Below are 21,949 nucleotides of genomic sequence, written 5' to 3' on the forward strand. Positions count from 1 at the left end.
TCGAGGACATAAGGGCATGGGCCGCTCCACTCTGGGCTTGGACAGCGCCGTCAAATGCTTCTGATCCGCATGGTGCGGAGCGAGTTGTGCGGGTGACGCACCCGTTCCATCCGTGGCACGGCCGGTCGTACGAGTTCGTCGTCCGGCGCAAGAACTGGGGCGAGGACCGCGTCTACTTCCGCGACGAGGCGGGAGAGGTGGCGTCGGTGCCGACGCCGTGGACCGATGCGGGCGGCGATGACCCCTTCGTCGTCCTCGCCGCGGGTCGCAGCCCGTTTCGCACCGAGGACCTGCTGGCCCTGGCCGGTCTGATCGAGCACCTGGACGGTCGCGGCGGCAGCGCCTAGGAGATGACGCCGTGACCGCCTTGGGGATCACGCCGCAGGCGTGGGGGCGTATCGGGCGCGCGATGATCGAGACAGCGCACGCCATGCCAACTGGCCTGCACAGTTCCCTGATCCACTGCCTCCGTGCGCTCTTGGCCGTGGTCAGCAGCGACGTAATTCTTGAGGCAGCGATCGGATGTGGGAGGCGGCATGGCCGGCACGGTGACGAGCGATCCGAAAGAAGAGGCACTGCGGGCGACGCGGACGCTGAACCCACGACCGGAGGCCGTGGTCGACGCGGTGTTCACCGCCTCCGAGTTCTGCGATCCGCGGGATCTGGTGCAGGTGAAGTACGAGATGGTGCGCCGGGTGCGTGTGGACAAGGTGCCCGCGGCCCGGGCGGCGCGGGAGTTCGGGTTCTCCCGGCAGGTCTACTACGACGCCGTGGCCGCGCTGGACGCGGGCGGTCCGGCCGCGCTGGTGCCGGGCAAGCCCGGGCCGAAGGGGCCGCGCAAGCTCACCGACGCGGTCATGGAGTACGTCGAGACGCGGCTGGCCGCCGAGCCGTCCCTGCGCTCCAGGGATCTGGCCGGCGCGGTTGCCGAGAAGTACGCCCTGAGTGTCCATCCGCGCTCGATCGAACGGGCACTGGCCCGCCGCGAGGCCGCACGCACCCAGGAGTTGCCCAAAAGCCGCAGCTGACAGCCCTGCGCGGGCGGTGGCGGCCCGTTATGAGGAACTTCGGACAGCGATCGCCGGTGGCACGGGCGAGGGCTGGCGGCTGGGCCGGGGTGTGCTCGCCGCCAAGGGCATGGCCGCCTGGGCCACGGCCTGGCGTCCCTGCCCGAGCCGGCAGCCCGACAGGCCCCCGGGCATCGGCCGCCCGGCCTGCCCAGTGACAGCGACGAACTCGTACGGGTCCTGGCCGCGATGGCCATGGCCCACATTCACCCGCCCGATAAACCTGCGGGCCGAAAACCCCACGATGCCAAGGGAGTTGACGTCACCCATGGACGCGACCGCGGCGGCGGGCAAGGTGACCCGCGAGCATCTGCTGCGTGACGCCTACCTCTATATCCGCCAGTCCACCCTCAAACAGGTCATCAACAACACCGAGTCGGCCACCCGACAGTACGCCCTGCGCAGCCGCGCGGTCGCACTGGGCTGGGACCACTCCCAGATCATCGTCATCGACACCGACCAGGGCCAGTCCGGTGCCTCCACCGAGGGCCGCGACGGCTTCCAGCGGCTGGTCGCCGAGGTCGGCATGGGATACGCCGGGATCGTCCTCGGGCTCGAGGTGTCCCGGCTGGCCCGAATAAACACCGACTGGCACCGGCTCCTCGAGATCTGCGCGTTGACCGGCACCCTGATCCTGGACGAGGACGGTCTCTATGATCCCGGCAACTTCAACGACAGGTTGCTCCTCGGCCTCAAAGGCACCATGTCAGAGGCAGAGTTGCACCTGCTCAAGGCCCGTCTGCGGGGCGGATCGCTGTCCAAGGCGAGACGCGGGGAGCTGGTCCAGCCGCTGCCCGTCGGCCTCATCTACGACCACGCCGACCGCGTGATTCTTGACCCGGACGCCCAGGTCCAGCAGGCCATCCGGCATCTGCTGACCACCTTCGCCGCCACCGGCTCCGCCTACGCCGTCGTCAAGGCATTCGCCGACGCGGGCCTGAAGTTCCCCCGCCGGATCCGCACCGGCCCCAACAAGGGCGAGCTGACCTGGGGCATCCTGCAGCACCACCGAGTCCTGCAGATCCTGCACAACCCGCGCTATGCCGGAGCATTCTTCTACGGACGGCGCCGCGAACGCCGCGGCCCCGGCGGCAAGACCACCAGCCTGGACCGTGCTGATCACCGACGCCCACCCCGGATATCTGACCTGGGCCGAGTTCGAGGCCAACCAGACCCGGCTCGCCGAACTCGCCGCCGCCCACGGCACCGATCGCAAAGCCTCCCCACCCCGCGAAGGCACCGCGCTGCTGCAGGGTGTGGTCTCCTGCGGCAAGTGCGGCCGCCGGATGACCGTGCGCTGCCGGCGCCAAAAGCCCGTCTATCTCTGCCAGTTCGAGGGTATCCGCAACGCCGTCCCCGTCTGCCAGACCATGGTCGGTGACCAGATCGACGCGGCCGTCGGCGAACTGCTGCTGGCCACCCTGACCCCGCTCAGCCTCGAGGTCGCCCTGCGAGTCAGCGACGAGTTGGCCGCCCGCGCCGAGGAGGCCGACCGGCTCCGCGCCGCCGGCGTCGAACGCGCCCGTTACCGAGTCGACCTCGCCAGGCGCCGCTATCTGGCCGTCGACCCCGCCAACCGGCTGGTCGCCGACACCCTGGAGGCCGACTGGAACGACGCCCTGCGCGAACTCGCCGAGACCACCGAGGAGTACGAGCGCGCGAAACACACCATGATCGGCCCGCTCTCGCCCGAGACCCGGGCCAGGATCACCGCGCTGGCCGCCGACTTCCGCCGGCTCTGGAACGACCCGGCCACCCCGATGCGGGAACGCAAACGCATGATCCGTCTCCTGGTCACCGACGTCACCCTCACCAAGACCGACCACATCGCCATCGGCGTCGTCCTGCGCGGCGGCCAGAGCCACCAGCTCACCCTGCCCCGCCCGCTGACCGCCTGGGAACTGCGGCAGACCGACCCGGCCGTCATCGCCGCACTCGACGAACTCCTCGACGAGCACACCGACGCCCAGAGCGCGGCCATCCTCAACGAGCGCGGCCTGCCCAGCGGCATGGGCCAGCCGTTCACCCGCGGGATGATCATTCACCTGCGTAACGCCTACCAGCTACGCAGCCACCGCCAACGCCTGCTCGATGCCGGGATACTGACCGTCTCCGAACTCGCCCGCCACCTCGGCGTCCACTTCCACACGATCAAGCACTGGCGACGGGACGGCATCATCACTGGCGTCCTCGCCAACGACAAGGGCGAGTACGTCTTCCACCTGCCCGGGCCCGAGTTCGTCCGCCCCGTCATCGGCCGACCTCGCCGAAGCGTCCTGGACCCCGAATACTCCGAAACGACCCGATGAGGTGCAGTGTGATGACAGAGGTTTGTCTTTCGGCTTCGAGGCGCGAGCCGGATCTACCAACGTCCCGTAGTAGGAGGCGAGTTCGGCGTACGACTTGTTGATCTGCGGGTCGTAGAGGTCCGGCTTGTCCACCCCGGTCTTCAGGTTGTCCGGGACCAGGCGCCGCGGGACACCGCTGAAGAAGCGGAAGGCTTCCGCATGCGCGAGCGTCCAGGCGTGCTGGTCCATGTGGACCACCGGGCGGACGAACATGTGCCGCGAGGCGGGAAGCACCATCACGAACGCCCAAATCCGGTGCCGCTTCCCGGTAGTCGGATTGATCCACTGGCCCAGGAAGCCGTAGTCGATCTGGGCCTCCGAGCCCGGCTCGACCTCGTCCCGCAACACGGTGACTTTCGAGCGGGCCGCCTCATCGGGCAGGTTCTCGTGCACCCAGCGGCGGAACGTCGACAAGGACACCTTCAACTTGCCCTCGTCCCGCAGCCGTTGATGGATCGTGGTAACCGTCGTGGTCTCCAGCAGCGACTTGACATGGTCGCGGTGTGGTTCGATCTCTGCCCACCGGACCTGGTTCAGCTTCCGGCTGGCCAGCTCCGGGAACCAGCCCTTGAGCAGCTTGGCCCAGTCCGTCTCGCTCATGGGCGGCCCGCCGGGGGTGATCCCAGCTGCCTCCGCCGGCGCCAGGTACTTCCTGACCGTCTTGCGGTCCACCCCAAGCGAGGCGGACACCTGGCTCTTCGAGCGGCCCGCGTACCAGTGCACGTAGATCTCGACGATGTCGACCACGGTGAACGTTCTCCTTGCCATCCGGTGTGTCCGTCGACCTCTCGGTTCGCAGGTCGAGGGACCGCGACGTCTCCGAGAGGGTCAGGACCCTCAACCCGGCACCGGCATGCCCATGGGGAACCCGACGGATACGCAAGGAAGATCCAACAGCTACTCAAACCACCCGAAACAGGGAACATCGGGCCAGTTCGAGGGCGGTCACGAGCACCATCAAGGGTCAGCGTCCCCTTGGGGAATCGTGGCTGGGTGGGGAATTACGTGACGCTGATCATGCAGATCGTGGGGAATTGTTTGACCGCTGACACCTGACGGCGCAACCAGTACACCCTCAGTCTCGACCAGCCGCTGCGGCATCCGGCGGAAGCCGGCCTCGTGCTCCGTGCCCTCGTTGAATTCGCTGCCGATCGCAGGGGGAAATCGGCTCAGCCGCAGCATTCCGCCTGGTTGCGGCTTCGAGGTGTTCCATGTCGCCGGTCGCGTGATCACCGCCGGCGCTTTAGACCAGGTAGTAGCACTTTGTCATGAATATGGGCATGAGATGGTCCGCACCCGGATACCCGGGCGAAATGGTACGGACGTTGAAACGGCATGGAAGGCACGGCGGTCACGATGCGACCGGCCAGAAGGCCGAGACCGCGCGCGCACCTGAGGCCGGGCCGGATGAGCAGGTGGAGCAGCAGGCGCCGGACACTCCGACGGACCTGCCCAAGCGCTCCTGGGGTGCGGTACTGAAAGGCACCTTGAAGGAATTCAAGAAGGACGAGCTGACCGACCGGGCCGCGGCGCTGACCTACTACAGCATCCTGGCGCTGTTCCCGGCACTGCTCGCGCTGATCTCGCTGCTCGGTGTCGTCGGACAATCGGCGTCGCAGCAGGTGCTGGACAACATCCAGAACCTGACCCCGGGCGCTGCGCGGGATGTCCTGCGCAACGCGGTGCAGCAGATGCAGGGCAACGCCGGGATCGGCTCCGTCATGGCAATCGTGGGCCTGCTGCTCGCGGTGTGGTCGGCCTCCGGCTACGTCGCCGCGTTTATTAGGACTGCCAATGCGGTCTACGACCTCCCGGAGGGCCGCCCGGTGTGGAAGGTGCTGCCGGTCCGCGTCGGCGTGACGGTGGTCCTGATGGTCCTGGCCGTGGTCAGTGCAGTGATCGTCGTGTTCACCGGCGGCCTGGCGCGGCAGATCGGCAACGCGCTGGGAGTGGGCGACACGGCGCTGACGGTGTGGTCGATCGCGAAGTGGCCGGTGCTGGTGGTCCTGGTCACGACCATGATCGCGATCCTGTACTGGGCGACACCGAACGCGCGGGTCCGCGGCTTCCGCTGGATCACGCCGGGCAGCTTCCTGGCACTGCTGATCTGGATGATCGCCTCGGCCGGGTTCGCGGTGTACGTGGCGAATTTCGCCTCCTACAACAAGACCTACGGCACCTTCGCCGGCGTGATCATCTTCCTGGTGTGGTTGTGGATCACGAATCTGGCGATTCTGCTGGGTCTGGAGTGCGACGCGGAGCTGGCCCGCCAGCGTGCCGTGGCGGGCGGGCACCCGGCGCAGGAGGAGCCGTACGTACAGCCGCGCGACACCCGGAAGTGGGACGAGGAGGACCGCCGCCGTCTTGAATCCTGAAGCGGTGGGGCACCGCCACGGACGTCGTCCAAGACCCTCCGGCGCTCTCCGGGGTCGCGGCGGCGCGGAATCGATCACGGCACCGGTGTGACCAGGTCGTGGACGGGAAGTCGGCTGGTCATGGGAACGATGGCCGATCTGCACGACGGGGACCGCTGGCTGGCCAGACGGGCCATCGGGTGGGGGCCGCCCTGGGTGCGGCGGGTCGCGCCCGCCGTACAAGAGGCGGCCGAGCACACCAAACTGTGGTGCGCGACGGCCGCAGCGATGGCCGCCGTCGGAGGGTGGCGCGGCCGCACGGCCGCCGCCGCGGGAGTAACGGCCATGGCGACGGCCCAGGTGCTGTCCAACGCGGTCGCCAAGCAGCTGTACCGGCGACGTCGCCCACCACAGGAGTGGGTGCCGCCGGAGGAACTCCAGGACCGCCCGGACAGCTCCTCCTTCCCCTCCGGACACACCGCCGCAGCCTTCGCCTTCGCCGGAGCCGTCGCACCGGTGTGGCCGGCCGCCGGTGCCGCCTGTGGGACGGCGGCGGTGACGGTGGCCGCTCAGCGGGTGCACAGCGGGGCGCACTACCCCTCCGATGTGGCCGCCGGCGGCGTGATCGGGCTGGCCGCGGCCGCCCTGGTGCGAGGCGCACCGCATCTGCCGTGGCGACAGGTGCTCTGACGGGCGGTGATGCCCTGAAGCAGGGGTACCCGGACAGCCGACCGGATCAACGGGTAGGCCCGGCTTGTGCCAGTACCAACGCCCACGGGCCTGCCACAAAACGCCGACGAAGGACAGGTGAGCACCGATGACAGCACAGGGCTCCCACCAAACCCGCAGCCCAGCGGAGGAACCCGTGGGCGACCTGGTCCAGCGTGCCTCGCAGCAGTTGTCACAGCTGGTCCGCGACGAGATGCGCCTGGCCCAGGCGGAGATGGCCCAGAAGGGCAAGCGGTTCGGCAAGGGCGGTGGCCTGTTCGGCGGGGCTGGCCTGATGGGGGTGCTCACCCTGCAGGCCCTGGTAGCCACGGTGATTGCCGCGCTGTCGCTCGTTATGGACGTATGGGTGGCGGCACTGATTGTCACCGGTGTGCTGGCCGCCATCACGGCGCTGATGGCGGCTCTGGGAAAGCAGCAGGTCAGCAAGGCATCCCCGGCGAAGCCGGAGCAGACGATGGACAGCGTCAAGGCCGATGTGGCCGAGGTAAGGGAAAGGGCACAGCGATGACCCCGGACAAGCCGCACACGGGAGACGAGACAGCACCTTCCCCGGAGGAACTGCGCGCGCAGGTCGAGGCGATCCGTGAGGATCTCGGCGAGACCGTCGAGGCGCTCGCGGCGAAAGCGGATGTGAAGACCCGTGCCCAGGAAAAGACAGCGGCCGTCAGGCAGCAGGTTGCGGAGAAGACTACGCACGTCAGGGACCAGCTGCGGGAGAAGGCGACACACGCGGCCCACGTGGTGCAGGACAAGACCCCCGAGCCGGTGCGGACCAAGGCCGCCGCGGCAAGCGGGCAGGTCCGCGACAAGGCCGGGCACGTCGGTCAGCTCGCCCGCCAGAAGGCTCCCGAGCCGATGAGGGAGAAGGCCGATCACGGCGTGCAGCTGGCGCGGGCCAACCGCACCCCGCTGCTTGCCGCGGCTGGTGCGCTCATCGCCCTGCTGCTGGTACGCCGTGCCAGGAGGCGCCGATGAGAGCCTCGAAGATCGCCTACAAGCCGGTCGGCCTGGCGCTCGGCGCCCTCAGCGGTGTGCTGGCCGGCGCGGTGTTCAAACAGGTCTGGAAGCGGCTTGGCCATGAAGAAGATGCCCCCGATGCCACCGACGAGGAGCGCACCTGGAGCGAGGTCCTGGCGGCGGCCGTCCTGCAGGGGGCAATCTTCGCTGGTGTCAAAGCCGCCGTCGACCGCGGCGGCGCCGCCACCACCCGCCGCCTGACCGGCACGTGGCCCGGCTGACCCGTACCATCGACGCCCGTCGCACGTTCTACCCGGCGGGCGCCGATGGGCGGTTGTGCCGTCGCATGCCCAGACGCCGGACGCCAGTGCCGAGTGGGTGCCTCGGGAAGCCGCTCAGCACGTGAGTCGGCAACGGGACCGGCTCCAGCCCCTCTACCACCACCCCGACGACCAGCCCCGCAGCCACTAGACGGCCATCGACTGTCAGCGCTGCGTGGTCGCTCACTTCTCGCCCTCTACCCGCGGCCCGGATACTCGGTGGAGCCCTGGCTCGATGACATCCGCGCGGCCTTGGACGCCACTCTTGCCGCACGCCGCCGGTACAAGGCACTGGCCTGCCCGGGAGCGTGTCTGCGAACGTTCGACTGGTGTGCTGTGGTTGCACGGCCGGGCGCGGCGCCTGCTGCTTGGCTGCAGGGCGCCACGCGCGGTCAGGTGCCTGCCTCGGCGGGATGGGTGTGGGCAGGAGGGGCGGTGGAGAGGGGGAGGGTGAAGTAGAAGCAGGTGCCGCCGCCGGGGTTGTCGCCTGCGGCGATGGTGCCGCCGTGGCGTTCGATGATGCGGCGGCAGATGGACAGGCCAAGGCCGGTGCCGGTGTATTCCTTGCCGGTGTGGGCGCGGTGGAAGCTGTTGAAGATCGCGTCGTGTTGTCCGGCGGGGATGCCGATGCCGTTGTCCGCGATCTCGATGCGCGCCTGGCCCTGTCCAGCTGCCTGGCCGCTGACGGTGATGTGGGGGCGGGTGCCGGGGGCGGTGTATTTGATCGCGTTGCCGATCAGGTTGTCGAGGACCTGGCGCACCATCGCCGCATCGGCGTGGACGGCCGGCAGCGGTTGGACGTCGATCTGCGGCGGCGGACTGTCGTGGGTGGCGCGGTGCTCTTCGATGCGGGCGGCGGCGACGGCTTGGATCAGCTCGGTCAGGTCCACATCTTCCGTGTTCAGGGGACGGCTGCCGGCGGTGGCGTGGTCGAGGAGGTCGTGGATGAGATCCCGCATCCGGGCGGTCGTGGTGCTCACCCGCTCAAGTGCCCATTGCATCTGGCCGTCCTGGTCGGCGAGTTCGTCCTGGAGGATCTCCGTGTAGCCGCCGATCGCGGTCAGCGGGGACTTCAGGTCATGGGCGACGACCCCGGCGAAATTCTTCAGTTCGGCTTCCTGGGTCTTTTGGGCGGTGATGTCGTGGAAGACGGCGACGGCGCCCGGCCGTCCGTCGGCGCTGATCATGGGGCGGGCGGAGACGGTGATGTGGACGCCGTCGGGTCGGCCGGCGTTGCGGATGACCATCTCGACCTGGTCGGTGGATTCTCCGGCCAATGCCCGGATGATCGGGAGTTGTTCGGTGGGGAAGGGGTCGGTGCCGCCTGGGAGGAACACGCCGTAGTGGCCGTGCCAGCTCTCCGGGCCGCCGTGGGCTTGCCCGATGCCCAGCAGCCGGTCCGCAGCGGGATTGTGCAGGAGGAATTCACCGTTTTCGTCGATGACGGCGACGCCGTCGCTGATGTTGTCCATCACCGCTTCGAGCAGCTCGGCGTGACGGCGGGCCGCCGCCTCCGCGGTGCGCAGGCCGGCGGTGGCCTGCTGGACCTGGCGGCGGGCCCGGGTGCGGCCCGTGGCCAGCACGTACACCAGCACGGTCAGCAGGCCGGTCAGCACCACGGCGGCAGCAGTGACCACGGTGGGGACGAAGAGGCTGCCGCCGGGCAAGGCGTCGGCAGGTGCGGCCGCACGCAGGACCCACTCGCGGTTGTCCACACGGACCGTCCGCTGCGCATGGACGTCCCGGGGGCCCGCGGAGGCGGCGCGCAGAGCGGCGACGCGGACCGGGCGGTCGTGGGTGTCTTGTGCGTACAGGGCCACGTCCACGGTGCCCTGGGCGGTATGAGCGAGTGCGGCGCCGGTGAAGTTCTGCCCCCGCAGGCTCATCGTCACCCAGCCCAGCAGCGGCCCGGCACGCCCCGTGCCCGTCGGTGGGTAGACGGGGGCGGCCAGAACAAAGGAGTTCTGACGGCGTGCCGTGGGCAGGTTCCGGTCGGCCAGCAACTGGTAGGTGGCCGACAGCGTCACCGCACCCGTCGCCTTCGCACGGGCGACGGTGTCGACGAATTGCGGGATCTGGGAGGCGTCCACACCGGGGCGGCGGCCGGGAGCAGTACCCAGCTGCTGGACGAAGACGGCGAAGAGGTGCTCACGGCCCGTCGTGCGGGGCTGCAGGGTCAGTGCGGTGGCCCCGCGCGAGCGCCAGCGTTCCTGGACCGCTGCGACCTCGCCGTCGCCTGCCGGCACCACGTAGGCGACCGAGCCGACGCCGGGCAGCTTCATCGGGCGCAGCGGCTCGGTACTGGCCATGAATTCTTCCCGGGTGAGCGGATCGAGAACGGCGGCGGTGGCAGCCACTTGGCGTAGTGCATCCTCATACCGCCGCGTCTCCGCAGTGACCCGCTCGGCGATCAGGTCAGCCCGCCGGTCCAAGAACTGCTGGGCCGCTTCGTGCGACTGCCGCACCAGGAAGACGCACAACACCACGGACACAGCCAGGCCCACCGCCGCGACCGGCAGCGACAGCGCAAGCCCTGACCGTTCGACGCCTCCGGCTAGGCGGTGCACCCGCGCAAACACAGCACAGATCTTCTGCGGACCAGCAGGCGCACAACGGCACCGACACGCCCACGGGGGACCGGACAGGCCGGTGTCGAAGCCGAACCCCTCCGCGGCGCCCAGGCCCAGCATGCGCCGGGTCTCCGCCACTGGGATGTCGCGGGCTCCTGCCATCGCATCGACATGAACTGAGCCAGGCCGTCAGCCTCGCGGTCTGCCTCGCCGCCAACCGGGGGCAGCCTGACGCCGACGACCCCTGGTCTCGGAGGGGGAGACCAGGGGTCGTCTGCCATGACAGGACGCTCACCGGAGCCATGAACTCCACAATCCCTTGAGTGTCGGGCCGGGAGGCGACCGGGGACCGTGGACGATCCGATGCACGAGTGTCATCCGAGCCAACGCGCATCGCCGAGCATGGTCACGGCGTCGTCAAGCTCCTGCGTCCGCACGACGGCTGGTACCGTCTCGCACCCCAGGCTCAGGTCGCGGTGGCGGTTGTAGGCGGCGAGTTCCACGAAACACGGAGGCGCTCGGGCTCCCATGCCTCGCCAGAGGGAATTTACCGGCTCGCCCTGGCCAAGACCGCCTCGACTCGGATGGAGAGCTCCCGCGGGCTGAAGGGCTTGATGATGTAGTCGTCCGCGCCCGCCTCGAAACCGGTCTCGACATCTCCCTCCTGGGAGCGGGCGGTGATCAGGATGATCGGCAGCGCGGCAGTCTCTGGTGCGGCACGCAGTTGACGGCACAAGTCCAGTCCGGAGATGCCCGGCATGCGGATGTCCAGCAAAGCGATGTCGACCTTCAGCTCGCGCACAGCCTGAAGCGCCCGCAGGCCGTCCTCCACGGTCGTCACCTCATGGCCGCCCTGCGTCAGCTTGAAGGCAACAAGATCCCTGATGTCGGCGTCATCGTCTGCGACCAAAACACACGCCATCAATTCTCCCCGAGGCCCCGGCGGAGCGTCGTCGGCACCGAACCGAACCGATTGGCCAACAGTCCGCTCAGCACCCCTATGACTCCGCCTTCTTGATCCATAATTGCACCATACTGCCCGCCCGGCCGGTGAAGGGCTGCTCAGCAGCGATGTCGGCTCAACCCCAAGGCGCTCGCGGCGGGCGGGGCCGCGGCGGCCACGCGCAGCACGCCACGCCCCGTACCACTCAGGTTCAAGAAACAGTCACTTCGAGCCGCGCCTGCCGCTCGATTTGCGATTTTCAGTGGTTCGTCCTTCGCTGGAAGTGTCCCTTGCCGCCCGAGAAGGATTGATTACTTTCCGTCATCACCCCGCGATCTGGGGTGTGAGGAGTCAAATGGTGGCTGGTTTAGCACCGGTCACTCATCTCCATCGCAATGATCGGCACCTGAGTGGACGGTCGCCCCCACCTCCGTGCCGGTTGCGGCAACCGCTGCGTGGGTGTGTGGCCTCGTGGTTCAAGGTGACCATGTACGACCGGCCCCCTGCTATCACCCGCCGCCAGGCGACACCGCGCAGAAGCGTTGCGGCCGTGTCGAAAAGCCTGGCCGCCCTCGTCGTCGGGCATCACACGTGGAGGCAGACCCATGGGGCCCACCAACCCGCCCAGGCAGTACGCGGCCGACGACGAGGAACGGTTCCGGCTGCTGGTGAAGAATTCCCCCGACTTGGTCTTCCGGCGCACGATCGACGGCGTCTACGAGGAGGTCTCCGCGGCGGGAGCGGCGCTGCTGGGCAGGCCGGTCGAGGAGATCGTGGGAACGTCGGCGGAGTCATGGGTGCACCAGGGCGACGTGGAGGAGTTCGAGTGGGCGGAGCGGGATCTGCTCCGCGACGGCCGGGTGGTGGTGTGTCTGCGGCTGCGGCACGCCGACGGTCACTCGATGTGGACCGAACTGACGTCCTGGGTGGTCCGGGACGCCGCAAGCGAGCCGCTGGAAGTGCGGGGGTTCATCCGCGAGGCGGCGGGCCAGCGGCGCAGGGAGGAAGCGCTGCGGCTGCTCCAACAGCAGGCACGCTCGGTCATCGAGACCGCACGCGACGCCTTCGTCTCCATCGACGAGGACGGCCTGGTCATCGACTGGAACCAGAGCGCCGAGAAGCTGTTCGGATTCACCCATCGCGAAGCGATGGGCCGCCCGCTGACGGACACGATCATCCCCGAGCGGTACCGCGCCGCACACACGGCCGGTCTGCAGCGGGTGCTGTCCGGAGGAGACGCCCACGTGCTGGGGCGCCGGGTCGAGCTCCAGGCTCTGCACCGCGACGGCCACGAGATTCCGGTCGAACTGGAGGTGTGGCGGCTGAAGTCGGCGAAGGCACGCTGCTTCAACGCCTTCATCCGTGACATCACCGAGCACAAGCAGGCCGAAGCAGCCCTGGCGGAGGCGCGCGACCAGGCGATCGCCGCGTCCCAGGCGAAGTCGCAGTTCGTCGCCTCGATGAGTCACGAGATCCGCACCCCCATGAACGGCGTGATCGGGCTGAGCAACCTGCTGCTGGGCACCGCGCTGGATGCCCAGCAGCGCCGCTACGCCGAGGGCATCCAGGCCGCGGGCTCCGCGCTGCTGTCGCTGATCAACGACATCCTGGACTTCTCCAAACTGGAGGCGGGCAAGCTGGAACTGGAAGACGTTGCCTACAGCCCGCAGGTGCTGGTGGAGGAGGTCGTCGCGCTGGTCGCGCAGACGCCCCAGGCGCAGGGTCTGGAACTGCTCAGTGACTGCCATCCAGATCTGCCGGTGATGGTGCTCGGCGACGCCGCACGGCTGCGGCAGATCCTGCTCAACCTCGCGTCGAACGCGGTGAAGTTCACCGAGTCCGGCGAGGTGGTCCTGCGTGCTCTCCCTGCTTCGGACCGGTCCTTCGCGGCGGGCGGAGCGTGGCTGCGCTTCGAGGTGGCCGACACCGGCATCGGCATTGCCGAGGCGGACCAGGAGCGGATGTTCGATGCCTTCTCGCAGGCAGATGCCTCCACCACTCGCCGCTACGGCGGCACCGGCCTGGGGTTGGCCATCTGCCGCAGGCTCACCGAGGCCATGGGCGGCTCCATCGGCGTCACCAGCCGGCTCGGCCAGGGCAGCACATTCTGGTTCACCGTGCCGGCGCAGGCACCCGACACGCCTCAACAACCGTCAGCGCCTGTCCAGCCGGTCGTTCTGCGCGGTCTGCGGGTACTGGTCGTGGACGACAACGAGACTAACCGCCTCATCCTCGACACCCAGCTGCGCCGGTGGCACATGCAGCCGACCCTGGTCGCCAGCGGCCCTCAGGCCCTGGTGGCCCTGCACGAGGCGGCGGCCGCGGGCCGGGCCTTCGACCTGGCCCTGCTGGATATGTGTATGCCGGACATGGACGGCCTGGAGCTCGCCCGCCGGATCACCACCGACCGCAGCCTCGGCCGGGTACGGCTGCTGATGCTCAGCTCCAGCACACCGCTGTCGGCCGCCGAACTGACCGCGGCCGGTATCGCCCGCAGCCTGCCCAAGCCCATCTCACAGTCCGAACTCATGGACGCCCTGGTCGAACTCATCACCCACAGGCCGACGGTCGCCACGTCAGCACCGCCGTCGGCCCCATCATCCACACCACCGCCGGCCCACCGCGGACATCTGCTGCTGGTGGAGGACAACGACATCAACCAGATGGTGGCGCAAGGCATCCTCAGCCGCCTCGGCTACAGTGCCGACATCGCCACCGACGGCATTCACGCCCTGCACATGACCCAGGAGAACAGCTACCAGGCCGTACTGATGGACTGCCAGATGCCCCGTATGGACGGCTACGACGCCACCCGGGAGCTGCGCCGCCGGGAACAGGACAGCGGCCAGCACCTGCCGGTGATCGCCATGACCGCCAGTGCCCTGGCCGAGGACCGGGACCGGTGTCTGGCCGCGGGCATGGACGACTACATCTCCAAACCCGTCAGCGCGGACGAGCTGGAACAGGCTCTCGCCCGCTGGGTCCACCCCACCGGCCCACCCGCGGACGTGGAGGACCTGGGTGCCTCCATCGAGCAGCGGCTGGACGAACTACGCGGCGCCGGCACCCCGGCCGAGAACGAACTGGTGGACCGGCTGGTCGACCACTTCCTCACCCGGGCCCCCGAGATGACCGGCGCACTGTTCCACGCGCTGGACCGCCACGACACCCGGGATATCGCCAAGCTGGCCCACAGTCTCAAGGGCGCTGCCGGCAACCTGGGCGCCCAGAGTCTGGCCGACTGCTGCCAGGAACTCGAGCAGCACGCAGGCGCCGGGACGCCTGCCCCGCTGGCCGAGGCCGCTCCCCGGCTCCAGGCAGAACTCGACCGCACCTGCCGCATCCTGGCCACGCTCCGCTCCCGCCCTCGCGGCCGCGAACCGCAATGAGGCCCAACCGCTTACCGCCACGCGGTGGGAGCGGGGAAGGAGGGGCAGTGGGCACGGTTCACCTCCGAATGCCCTCCCGACGCGATGCGCCGGCCTGGGCGTATGCGGGAGCAGGGACCGCGGTGATCGTGACGTATCTGGTCACCTCCTCCCCGGCGCGCTACATGCTGGGCGCGCTGATCTCTGCCTCGGTCGTGGTCGCCATCGCAGTGGGCGTGAGCAGGAACAGGCCGCCGTCGCTACTTTCCTGGACCCTGTTCGCGGCGGGTATGGCACCGTACGCGGCGGCGGACACGATCTGGGGTCTGTACCAGGTCCGCGGCGCCGAGGTGCCCTTCCCCGGTGTGGCCGACTGGCTCTACCTGGGCAGCTACCTGCTCTTCACGGCCGGTCTGGTGATGCTGGCCCGGCAGCAGGCGGGCCGCCTGCACTGGGCGGGCCTGCTGGACGCGGGCATCGTCACGCTGGGATTTGCCACCCTGGCCTGGGCGTTCATCCTCGCCCCCTACCTGCGCAGCGACATGTCCGCGGGGCCGCTCGCCCTGTCCATCGCCTATCCCGCCACCGACCTGGTACTGCTGTCCGTGGCCGCGCGGCTGATGCTCACCACCGGCACCCGCACCCCCTCGTTCCTGCTGTGCCTCGGATGGCTGGTGGTCCTGCTCGCCGCCGACGGCCTCTACTACGGCACACAGGCCACGACGGGGACCGCGATCGCGGAGGACGTCTCCGAAGTGGCGTGGATGGCCTCCTCCCTGCTGCTGGGGACGGCGGCACTGCACCCGTCCGTGGCCCGCCCGTCGCGGCTGGCGGCCGACCAGGAACATCTCCCCCCGCGGCGGTTGTCGATCCTGATCGCCCTGATCCTGATGGGGCCGTTGATCGTGCTGGCCAATATCGGCGGTATCCGGGACCAGCCCGTGGACGTCACGGTGATCGTCGGCATGATGGCCAGCCTGTCGCTTCTGTTGCTGCTGCGCGTGGCGTTCCTGGCCCAGTACGCCCAGGGCAGGGCCACCGCCCTCGCCGCCTCACTGCGGGAACAGGCCCAGCTCCAAAAACAGCTGAGCCATCAGGCCACCCACGACCCGCTGACCGGCCTGGCCAACCGGGCCCTGCTCAACGAACGCCTGGAACTCGCCCTCGGCCGGTGTTCCACCGCTTGCGCTGCCGGACTGCTGATGCTCGATCTCGACGGCTTCAAGGACGTCAACGACACCCTCGGGCACCCGGCCGGCGACGAACTGCTCATCGACGTCGCAGGACGGCTGACCAGCAGGGTCCGTGAGCAGGACCTGGTGGCCAGGCTCGGCGGCGACGAATTCGCCCTCCTCGTGGAGGACGTGGATGCCCAGACACTGCACGACTACGCCACGCGCATACTCGACGCCTTCCAGGACCCCTTCCTGCTCTCCCACGGTGATTGCGTCGACGTGACCACCAGCATCGGGACGCGGAGCATCACCCGCCCGACGGCGCCCGCTCAGGCGCTGCGGGACGCCGACACCGCCCTGTACCGGGCCAAAACCGCAGGCAAGAACCAGATCGCCTTCTTCGAAAACCCACAGCACCCTGTCGCTCCCACGCCGCAGGACGACGCCGGACACGGGCGAGCACCCAAGAACCCTTGATCTTCCCGCCCACCGGCCTGTGCTACTGACCTTGGCGTTATAGCGTCTGGTCCTTGTCGGGCCGGGTGACAGGGCCTGTCTGGGCTGGCAGCCCGGAAGTATGCGGTATCCGGATGGGGGCGGGCTGACCGCCGAGCAGCGCAAGTGCCGCGAAGAGGTACGCATGCGGGCCGCTGACCTCTTCGAGGAGGACGTGAAAGTCCCATTCATCGCCCGGGAGTTACGGGTGAGTGAGAAGTCGGTCTACCAGTGGCGCCGCGCCTGGAAGGCGGGCGGGCGGGAAGCGTTACGTTCCCAGGGCCCCCGGGCTATGACTGCCGCCTCGGCCCCCACCTGCAGGCCAGGCTCGCGACATGGCTCGACGAGGGGCCGGCCGCGCACGGCTGGACGGACGACCAGATGTGGACTGCCGCACGGGTGCGCACGCTGATCGGACGGAAGTTCCACCTCTCCTACAGCGTCTCCGGTGTCACGCGGCTGCTGCACCGGATGGGCTTCAGCGTGCAGGTGCCTGCCCGGCCCGCTGCCGAACGTGACGAGGCCGCGATCACCGCATGGCGGGAGGCGACCTGGCAGGAGGTAAAACCCTCCGGGCGGCGACCGGCGCGTTCGTCTGCTTCGAGGACGAAGCCGGCGTGACCGGCCGTCCGCCCAAGGGCCGCGCCTGGGGCCGACGCGGCATCACCCCGACGGTACGCGTTTCAGGCCGTGGCCGTGGGCGCCTGTCAGTGGCCGGGCTGCTGTGCTACCGGCCCGGCCTGCCCGCCCGCCTGTGCTACCGGCTGCGCCGGCATACCGGCCGCAAGGGCGAGCGCCGCTCGCTCGGCGAGAGCGACTACATCCGCCTGCTGGATGGCGCCCACCAGCTACTGAAGGCCCCGCTGATCGTGGTGTGGGACCGGCTGAGCACCCACATCTCCACGGCGATGAAGGTGCTGGTGGCCGAGCGGGAATGGCTGACCGTGGTCCTGCTACCCGGGTATGCGCCCGAGCTCAACCCGGTCGAGGGCCTGTGGGCACATATCAAGCGGAGCCTGGCCAACCTCGCCGCCCGCACCCTCAGCGAGCTGGAGACTCTGCTCCGCAAGCGTCTCAAGGCGCTGCAGTACCGACACACCATCCTCGGCGGATTCCTCGCCGGCACGGGCCTCGCCCTCGACAGACCGAACTGACCCTAACGAGCTGAGGTCAGTAAACCGCAGCACAGCGACGCCCTGGTCGAGCGCGCCTTCACCCATGAGCAGATGGGAAATACAGCAGACGCTCTCGCTGACATGGACGAGGCGATCCGCGCCCGCCCCGATGCCTGGACACACGTGGTGCGCGGGCACATCAACCTGACAGCCGGACACCGCCCCGCAGCGCTCGCCGACTTCAACCACGCCCTCGAACTCGACCCCGAGCAGGAATGGGCACGCGCCAGCCGTGCCATGGTCCACCGCACCGAGGGACGGTACGAGAACGCGCTGGCAGACCTGGACCGGGCGCTTGCCATCGACCCCGAGTACAGCTGGGCCCATGCGGAACGATCCCGGTGCCTGATGAGCTTGGAGCGGTGGGACGAAGCGCTCCGCGACATGGCGCGGGCGGCCGATCTCGACTCCGAATCGCAGTGGCACCGTGCCCACTTCGCGGGCCTGCTCCTCGACCTCGGCCGGCACGGGGAGGCACTGCGGGAGGTGGACCGAGCTCTGGCCGACCCGAACGAACACGGACCACGAGACCGTGCCTGGCCCTACACAGTCCGAGCCTGGGCCCTGCACGGACTCGGCCGCGAGACCGAAGCACTGGCCGACCTCGACCGCGCCATCTCCGTCGACGACAGCTACCTGCTCGCCTTCGCCATGCGCGGATGGCTGTTGTGGGAGGCGGGGCAACTTGCCGAAGCCGAACGCGACTTCGACCGCGTCCTTTCCGACCAACCGCCGTGGTCATGGGCGTACGGCGGCCGCGGCGCGGTCCGTCTGTACGCCGAGCGGTACGAAGACGCCATCGATGACTTCACGCAGTCCTTCACCCTCCAGCTCGGCATGACCGACGCCGAGAACCAGATCGCCCGTCCCCTCGTGGAACTGCTACGACAGCACCTGCCCGCGAACCGTACCCCCATCACTGCTGCGATCAGACTCGCAGCACTCCTCACCCACCAGCTGCAGTGGCCCGGCGCGACCCGGCAGGCGGCCTCCGTTCTGGCCCTGCGCCCAAGCCTGGGCCTGCTGACCGGAGGCACCCGACTACTGCGCCGCATCGCCACGGCACTCGACGACCCACCCGAAGGCGCGGACACCAAACGAACCACCTGGACGCGGAAACTGCTGATGCCCCTCCTGCGTGCCCTCGACCCCTGAAGATCCCTGCCTGTGGTACTCGCCTGCCGGCCGGTCACAGTGTGGCGGGGCGGCCCCATTCGGTGTTCAGGACGACCTCGGCGTTGTGCACGAGGGGGCCGAGTTCGGCAGTGATGAGGGTCTGTTTCGCTGCCCGGTCGAACAGGTCCAGTAGCTGGGTGTGGTTGAGGGAGCTCGGGTCTGTAAGCGAAGTGCGTTCGGGCAGGAGAGCTTCCTGGAGGTCGCGCAGGCGGCCGTACAGCACGGTGATGCTTTCGATGAGATCCTCAGATCGGTTGCCGCGTGCGCGTTCGCGGGCGTGGAGCAGCCGCTTGAGAAGCGTCGAGATCAGTTGTGCTTCGGCGTCGCCCTGGTACAGCAGGTGGTCGCGTGCGTCAATGTAGACGGCCAGGGCGTCGGAGAGGTCTTTGCCGAGTTCGTCGTACAGCCGCTTCCAGGAGCCCCGGGCATCAATCCTGCGCTGCTCCTCCTCTCTGTCCGCTCGACGCTGCGCCTCTTGGGCGTCCTGGCGCTGTTGATCCTCGGCGCGGTCGGTGAGCGTGTGGCGGCGCGCCCTGTAGAAGAACACTGCTGTGGCCGCTGCGCCGGCGGCTGCGCCGATGAGTGAGCCAAGCCCGGCGGAGAAGACGGGTGTTGGGATACCCCAGATGCTGTCCTGCGCGGATGGAGAGGTGTGCTCGGTGGGTAGACCGTTCTGGGAGGGGGCGGACGCCGTGGCGATGGCAGTAGCCGGCATCGTCGTTGAGGCGAAGGCGGTTTGCGGATGAAGCGGCATGGCGAGCGCGAGCACTGTGCTCGCGGCTGCAGATGCCTTCGCGAGACGTTGCCTTCGTGGCCCTCGGGTCCTCAGCAGTGCTTCTTGGGAGCTACGGCTAAGGTGGTTGGTTGGTGGCATGTAGGTGTCCCCTTCTGCCCTTCCCCGGTCTGAAAGGTTCCTAGGCCCGGGGCCGGGGAATGGGCAGTCGTAATCAGCAGTTGTATCGGCTCATCCGGAAACGAGTCATATTCCTCGATCTCTACGCTAAAGCCGGCACGCCGAATTCGGCCCGGGTTCGGTACGAGCGAGACATTTCAGCAATGTGCTCGATGCCCTTCTCACTGGAGTGCGTTGCATCCGTTCTTTGGGCTGTCGTGGTCCGTGGGTATCACGGCCTCCGCTAAGACTGACGTCTACCGACACCCCGTGTCGGCGGAACAGTTCCATCCAATGAGGGCTCAGAAGAGTCGCATTGTTCTGCACGGAGATATCACAGTCGACCGTACCGCGCAGCAGTTGTCCCGAAGCTAGCAGGAGGTGTTCGATTCGGGTGCGGACCGCGAGTAAGGGCTCGCCACCGTGCAGGATCACCCAAACCTGGCGCACGGCGTCCTGGCGACCGGTTTAGCCAGTTGATTGGTCTATGGCGGCCGTCGCCATGACGGATGGTCTGTGCCGCCAGGTGCGGTCCCTCAGTTCGTAGACGTAGCAGTGATCGCAGGCCAGATTGCACGGCTGGACGACCTTCCCCATCCACTCCACGAAGGGCTTCACCTCCCGCACCTGCCCCCTCTGCACTACAGCGCTCGGGCTCCCGGCTGTCGTTCCCGGCGGATTGGACCATGGCTGCCTCCACCCTGTTGGGCTGCAGCGCATCCCGCCGGACCCTCTTCGTAGCCCGGCCCAGCGCACTGTCGGGCAGATCGTCCAGTTCTACAGCCGTGACACCGCTGAGGTGCACCACATCGAACTCCACGTCACTCGGCGGCATCTCCATGGACCCCCCGTGCTCGCTCGACCCGCGGAGGTCCGGGCGTGGCCCCGGACTCACGGGTGTGGACCTGCGTCAGGAAACAACTCAGCGCTCCGTATGCCGAGTTGCGGATGGTGTGGTGCTGTTCGGTTCTAGTCTCGGGGAAGCACAGAGACCAACGAGGAGCCAGCGGGCGAGGGCCGTCCGACCGCGTGCGTCTCGATCTGGTCAGCACTGCCAAACCCTCCCGTTCCACTCGGTGTTGGCACCTGTGCTACGCCAAGTCACCATGAGTCTTCTCTTCTTGGCGAGGTGACGCATGGCGGCTACGACCACTCCTGGCCAGCGCGTTCCGGGGCCGGGTGCGAGGATAGGAGACGACGATCTGCCCCCGTTGTTCCGTTCCAACGACCGGTGGGCGCTGAACCGTCAGAGCGAGTCGTTCCGGGCGACCAGGACCGAGCTGCCTCTGCTGCTCGTGGCGACCGGCTGCGCCACTCTCGCCGACTGCTTCAACAGCCACGTTCTCACCGCTCTGTCCCCCCTGCTGTACGGCCTCACGGTGATCGCCGGCGTCGTCATCCGCCGGCGCCGGGCACGGGCCCACTGGCAGGCGCACCGCGACGCCGCCGAGACGGTGAAGTCGCTGGCCTGGCAGTACATGGTCCACGGCGGACCGCTGCACTCCGCCGTCCCCGACCCCGAAGGACTGTTCCACCAGCAGTTGGAGGAACGGCTGTGCCCGCTGCGCCGGGTCGGCTGGCAGGAACCCTCCCACGATCCCGGCACCCCCGTGTGTCCCGCCGAGCGTGTCGGCGATCCGGTTGGCTTCCTTTGCCGACAGTCCGTCCACCCTCCGGCGCAACAGGTTGATGGTTTCCGACCTGATGAAGGAGTCAACCTCCATGGCGGCCTCGTTCTCCTCATGCGTTGACTGTCGTTCTGTGATGATGACGTGTGGGAAGGTACCGCTCCACTGTCGTGTCTCCCTGGTCCCTGCTTCGGCTCTCGCTGTCCGTGTCCTGGCTGTCGGTCACGTTGCCGAAAACCAGCAGCCAGCGACCATGTTGGCTGCGCCGCAGCGCCATCATGGTCGCCTGGGCACGTTCGTCGACCGTGTCGCCCGGAGTTTCCAGCTCGAGGACCAGCTCCGCGAGGAGCTGCGGGATGCGGTTCGGCTGCTCGGCCGGGGTCCAGTGCACGAGGTCGTACTGGGAACCGTAGTGGTGGACGTATTCCTGCGTGATCTGGGTCTTGCCGATGCCACCCAGTCCGTAGAGGAACACTTTGCCCACCGGCGTGTCCGCACGCAGTGATTCGGCGCTCAACTCCATTCGCAGCCGGTCCAGTTGAATGTCGCGGCCGATGAAGGTGTTGTTGCGGCGCGGGACGTTGAAAATCCTGGGCACCAGGCCCGGATAGGCGATGCCGTCGGCTACAGGCGTAGAGGCGGCGGCTCCTTCGAGTTCGAGCGGGGTGAAGACCTTGCTGAGGGCCTGTTCCTCCGATGCGTCCACCAGAGTGAATCCCGGCGGGCCGCGCAGCGCCACCTCCGATTGGTGC

Annotated in this window: 20 protein-coding genes and 1 pseudogene; 16 read left to right on the plus strand and 5 right to left on the minus strand. The window is 68.5% G+C overall.

From position 1 onward, the window contains the following. Positions 1 to 86: 86 nt before the first annotated feature. From ABZO29_RS45025 to ABZO29_RS45040, 4 genes are all read left to right on the plus strand, one after another. Positions 87 to 347, plus strand: a complete 261-nt coding sequence (locus ABZO29_RS45025; RefSeq protein ID WP_367325974.1) for a DUF5372 family protein — start codon at positions 87 to 89, stop codon at positions 345 to 347. A gap of 189 nt (positions 348 to 536) precedes the next feature. Then, entirely contained in the window at positions 537 to 1,028 is a 492-nt protein-coding gene (locus ABZO29_RS45030; RefSeq protein WP_367325975.1) for a helix-turn-helix domain-containing protein, read from the plus strand. Positions 1,029 to 1,335: 307 nt separating this feature from the next. Further along, positions 1,336 to 2,448 (plus strand): recombinase family protein, encoded by a 1,113-nt coding sequence (locus tag ABZO29_RS45035; RefSeq protein ID WP_367325976.1) that lies wholly within the window; start codon positions 1,336 to 1,338, stop codon positions 2,446 to 2,448. Next, a complete protein-coding gene (locus tag ABZO29_RS45040) occupies positions 2,354 to 3,376 on the plus strand; it encodes a hypothetical protein (RefSeq protein ID WP_367326412.1) in 1,023 nt (340 codons plus the stop codon). Before ABZO29_RS45035 ends, ABZO29_RS45040 begins: the two co-directional genes overlap by 95 nt. Before the next feature lie 18 nt (positions 3,377 to 3,394). Here ABZO29_RS45040 and istA read toward each other — a convergent pair. After that, a pseudogene (gene istA, locus ABZO29_RS45045) lies at positions 3,395 to 4,162 on the minus strand (IS21 family transposase); the annotation flags it as partial. Positions 4,163 to 4,728: 566 nt separating this feature from the next. Here istA and ABZO29_RS45050 point away from each other — a divergent pair. From ABZO29_RS45050 to ABZO29_RS45070, 5 genes are all read left to right on the plus strand, one after another. Further along, entirely contained in the window at positions 4,729 to 5,790 is a 1,062-nt protein-coding gene (locus tag ABZO29_RS45050) for a YihY/virulence factor BrkB family protein (protein WP_367326413.1), read from the plus strand. Positions 5,791 to 5,910: 120 nt separating this feature from the next. Next, positions 5,911 to 6,459, plus strand: coding sequence for a phosphatase PAP2 family protein (locus ABZO29_RS45055; RefSeq protein WP_367325977.1), 549 nt, complete (start codon positions 5,911 to 5,913; stop codon positions 6,457 to 6,459). Between the two features lie 127 nt (positions 6,460 to 6,586). Further along, entirely contained in the window at positions 6,587 to 7,006 is a 420-nt protein-coding gene (locus ABZO29_RS45060) for a phage holin family protein (protein WP_367325978.1), read from the plus strand. Then, complete coding sequence (locus ABZO29_RS45065) at positions 7,003 to 7,473, plus strand: DUF3618 domain-containing protein (RefSeq protein WP_367325979.1); 471 nt, start codon at positions 7,003 to 7,005, stop codon at positions 7,471 to 7,473. The genes ABZO29_RS45060 and ABZO29_RS45065 overlap by 4 nt, the downstream gene beginning before the upstream one ends. Beyond that, entirely contained in the window at positions 7,470 to 7,736 is a 267-nt protein-coding gene (locus ABZO29_RS45070; protein ID WP_367325980.1) for a DUF4235 domain-containing protein, read from the plus strand. The genes ABZO29_RS45065 and ABZO29_RS45070 overlap by 4 nt, the downstream gene beginning before the upstream one ends. 431 nt (positions 7,737 to 8,167) lie before the next feature. Here the strand turns inward: ABZO29_RS45070 and ABZO29_RS45075 are convergent, their stop codons facing one another. Together ABZO29_RS45075 and ABZO29_RS45080 are read right to left on the minus strand one after the other, a co-directional pair. After that, positions 8,168 to 10,132, minus strand: a complete 1,965-nt coding sequence (locus ABZO29_RS45075; protein ID WP_367325981.1) for an ATP-binding protein — start codon at positions 10,130 to 10,132, stop codon at positions 8,168 to 8,170. A gap of 760 nt (positions 10,133 to 10,892) precedes the next feature. Beyond that, positions 10,893 to 11,267 carry a response regulator transcription factor gene (locus ABZO29_RS45080; RefSeq protein ID WP_367325982.1) on the minus strand — a complete coding sequence of 125 codons (375 nt, stop codon included), beginning with the start codon at positions 11,265 to 11,267 and terminating at the stop codon, positions 10,893 to 10,895. A gap of 626 nt (positions 11,268 to 11,893) precedes the next feature. On the opposite strand from ABZO29_RS45080, the gene ABZO29_RS45085 reads away from it, so the two are divergent. The 6 genes from ABZO29_RS45085 to ABZO29_RS45110 all read left to right on the plus strand — a co-directional run bounded on the left by ABZO29_RS45085 (position 11,894) and on the right by ABZO29_RS45110 (position 18,656). Beyond that, positions 11,894 to 14,677, plus strand: a complete 2,784-nt coding sequence (locus ABZO29_RS45085; protein ID WP_367325983.1) for a response regulator — start codon at positions 11,894 to 11,896, stop codon at positions 14,675 to 14,677. Between the two features lie 68 nt (positions 14,678 to 14,745). Next, complete coding sequence (locus tag ABZO29_RS45090) at positions 14,746 to 16,308, plus strand: diguanylate cyclase (protein WP_367325984.1); 1,563 nt, start codon at positions 14,746 to 14,748, stop codon at positions 16,306 to 16,308. A gap of 163 nt (positions 16,309 to 16,471) precedes the next feature. Next, the gene (locus ABZO29_RS45095; protein WP_367326414.1) at positions 16,472 to 16,738 is read left to right on the plus strand and encodes a helix-turn-helix domain-containing protein; all 267 of its coding nucleotides are present in this window, start codon (positions 16,472 to 16,474) and stop codon (positions 16,736 to 16,738) included. Continuing rightward, complete coding sequence (locus ABZO29_RS45100; RefSeq protein ID WP_367318486.1) at positions 16,708 to 16,947, plus strand: winged helix-turn-helix domain-containing protein; 240 nt, start codon at positions 16,708 to 16,710, stop codon at positions 16,945 to 16,947. Before ABZO29_RS45095 ends, ABZO29_RS45100 begins: the two co-directional genes overlap by 31 nt. Further along, positions 16,944 to 17,480 (plus strand): transposase, encoded by a 537-nt coding sequence (locus ABZO29_RS45105; RefSeq protein ID WP_367325985.1) that lies wholly within the window; start codon positions 16,944 to 16,946, stop codon positions 17,478 to 17,480. The genes ABZO29_RS45100 and ABZO29_RS45105 overlap by 4 nt, the downstream gene beginning before the upstream one ends. 72 nt (positions 17,481 to 17,552) lie before the next feature. Beyond that, positions 17,553 to 18,656 carry a tetratricopeptide repeat protein gene (locus ABZO29_RS45110; RefSeq protein WP_367325986.1) on the plus strand — a complete coding sequence of 368 codons (1,104 nt, stop codon included), beginning with the start codon at positions 17,553 to 17,555 and terminating at the stop codon, positions 18,654 to 18,656. A gap of 34 nt (positions 18,657 to 18,690) precedes the next feature. Here the strand turns inward: ABZO29_RS45110 and ABZO29_RS45115 are convergent, their stop codons facing one another. Continuing rightward, positions 18,691 to 19,446, minus strand: coding sequence for a hypothetical protein (locus ABZO29_RS45115; RefSeq protein ID WP_367325987.1), 756 nt, complete (start codon positions 19,444 to 19,446; stop codon positions 18,691 to 18,693). Positions 19,447 to 20,705: 1,259 nt separating this feature from the next. On the opposite strand from ABZO29_RS45115, the gene ABZO29_RS45120 reads away from it, so the two are divergent. Then, on the plus strand, positions 20,706 to 21,320 hold the full coding sequence (locus ABZO29_RS45120; RefSeq protein ID WP_367325988.1) for a DUF4231 domain-containing protein: 615 nt from the start codon (positions 20,706 to 20,708) through the stop codon (positions 21,318 to 21,320). On the opposite strand, the gene ABZO29_RS45125 is transcribed toward ABZO29_RS45120, so the two are convergent. Further along, entirely contained in the window at positions 21,310 to 21,936 is a 627-nt protein-coding gene (locus ABZO29_RS45125; protein ID WP_367325989.1) for an NB-ARC domain-containing protein, read from the minus strand. The two genes, ABZO29_RS45120 and ABZO29_RS45125, sit on opposite strands and share 11 nt — an antisense overlap. Positions 21,937 to 21,949 lie beyond the last annotated feature (13 nt).

It is taken from the genome of Streptomyces sp. HUAS ZL42, assembly GCF_040782645.1.
Taxonomy (GTDB): Bacteria; Actinomycetota; Actinomycetes; order Streptomycetales; family Streptomycetaceae; genus Streptomyces.

Bases quoted from the DNA above. Each gene is read 5' to 3' on its own strand.
- ABZO29_RS45035 (WP_367325976.1), top strand. From the start codon at position 1,336: ATGGACGCGACCGCGGCGGCGGGCAAGGTGACCCGCGAGCATCTGCTG.
- ABZO29_RS45070 (WP_367325980.1), top strand. From the start codon at position 7,470: ATGAGAGCCTCGAAGATCGCCTACAAGCCGGTCGGCCTGGCGCTCGGC.
- ABZO29_RS45030 (WP_367325975.1), top strand. From the start codon at position 537: ATGGCCGGCACGGTGACGAGCGATCCGAAAGAAGAGGCACTGCGGGCG.
- ABZO29_RS45040 (WP_367326412.1), top strand. From the start codon at position 2,354: ATGACCGTGCGCTGCCGGCGCCAAAAGCCCGTCTATCTCTGCCAGTTC.
- ABZO29_RS45100 (WP_367318486.1), top strand. From the start codon at position 16,708: ATGTGGACTGCCGCACGGGTGCGCACGCTGATCGGACGGAAGTTCCAC.
- ABZO29_RS45080 (WP_367325982.1), bottom strand. From the start codon at position 11,267: ATGGCGTGTGTTTTGGTCGCAGACGATGACGCCGACATCAGGGATCTT.
- ABZO29_RS45120 (WP_367325988.1), top strand. From the start codon at position 20,706: ATGGCGGCTACGACCACTCCTGGCCAGCGCGTTCCGGGGCCGGGTGCG.
- ABZO29_RS45050 (WP_367326413.1), top strand. From the start codon at position 4,729: ATGGTACGGACGTTGAAACGGCATGGAAGGCACGGCGGTCACGATGCG.
- ABZO29_RS45110 (WP_367325986.1), top strand. From the start codon at position 17,553: ATGGGAAATACAGCAGACGCTCTCGCTGACATGGACGAGGCGATCCGC.
- ABZO29_RS45085 (WP_367325983.1), top strand. From the start codon at position 11,894: ATGGGGCCCACCAACCCGCCCAGGCAGTACGCGGCCGACGACGAGGAA.
- ABZO29_RS45060 (WP_367325978.1), top strand. From the start codon at position 6,587: ATGACAGCACAGGGCTCCCACCAAACCCGCAGCCCAGCGGAGGAACCC.
- ABZO29_RS45065 (WP_367325979.1), top strand. From the start codon at position 7,003: ATGACCCCGGACAAGCCGCACACGGGAGACGAGACAGCACCTTCCCCG.
- ABZO29_RS45090 (WP_367325984.1), top strand. From the start codon at position 14,746: ATGCCCTCCCGACGCGATGCGCCGGCCTGGGCGTATGCGGGAGCAGGG.
- ABZO29_RS45095 (WP_367326414.1), top strand. From the start codon at position 16,472: ATGCGGGCCGCTGACCTCTTCGAGGAGGACGTGAAAGTCCCATTCATC.
- ABZO29_RS45055 (WP_367325977.1), top strand. From the start codon at position 5,911: ATGGGAACGATGGCCGATCTGCACGACGGGGACCGCTGGCTGGCCAGA.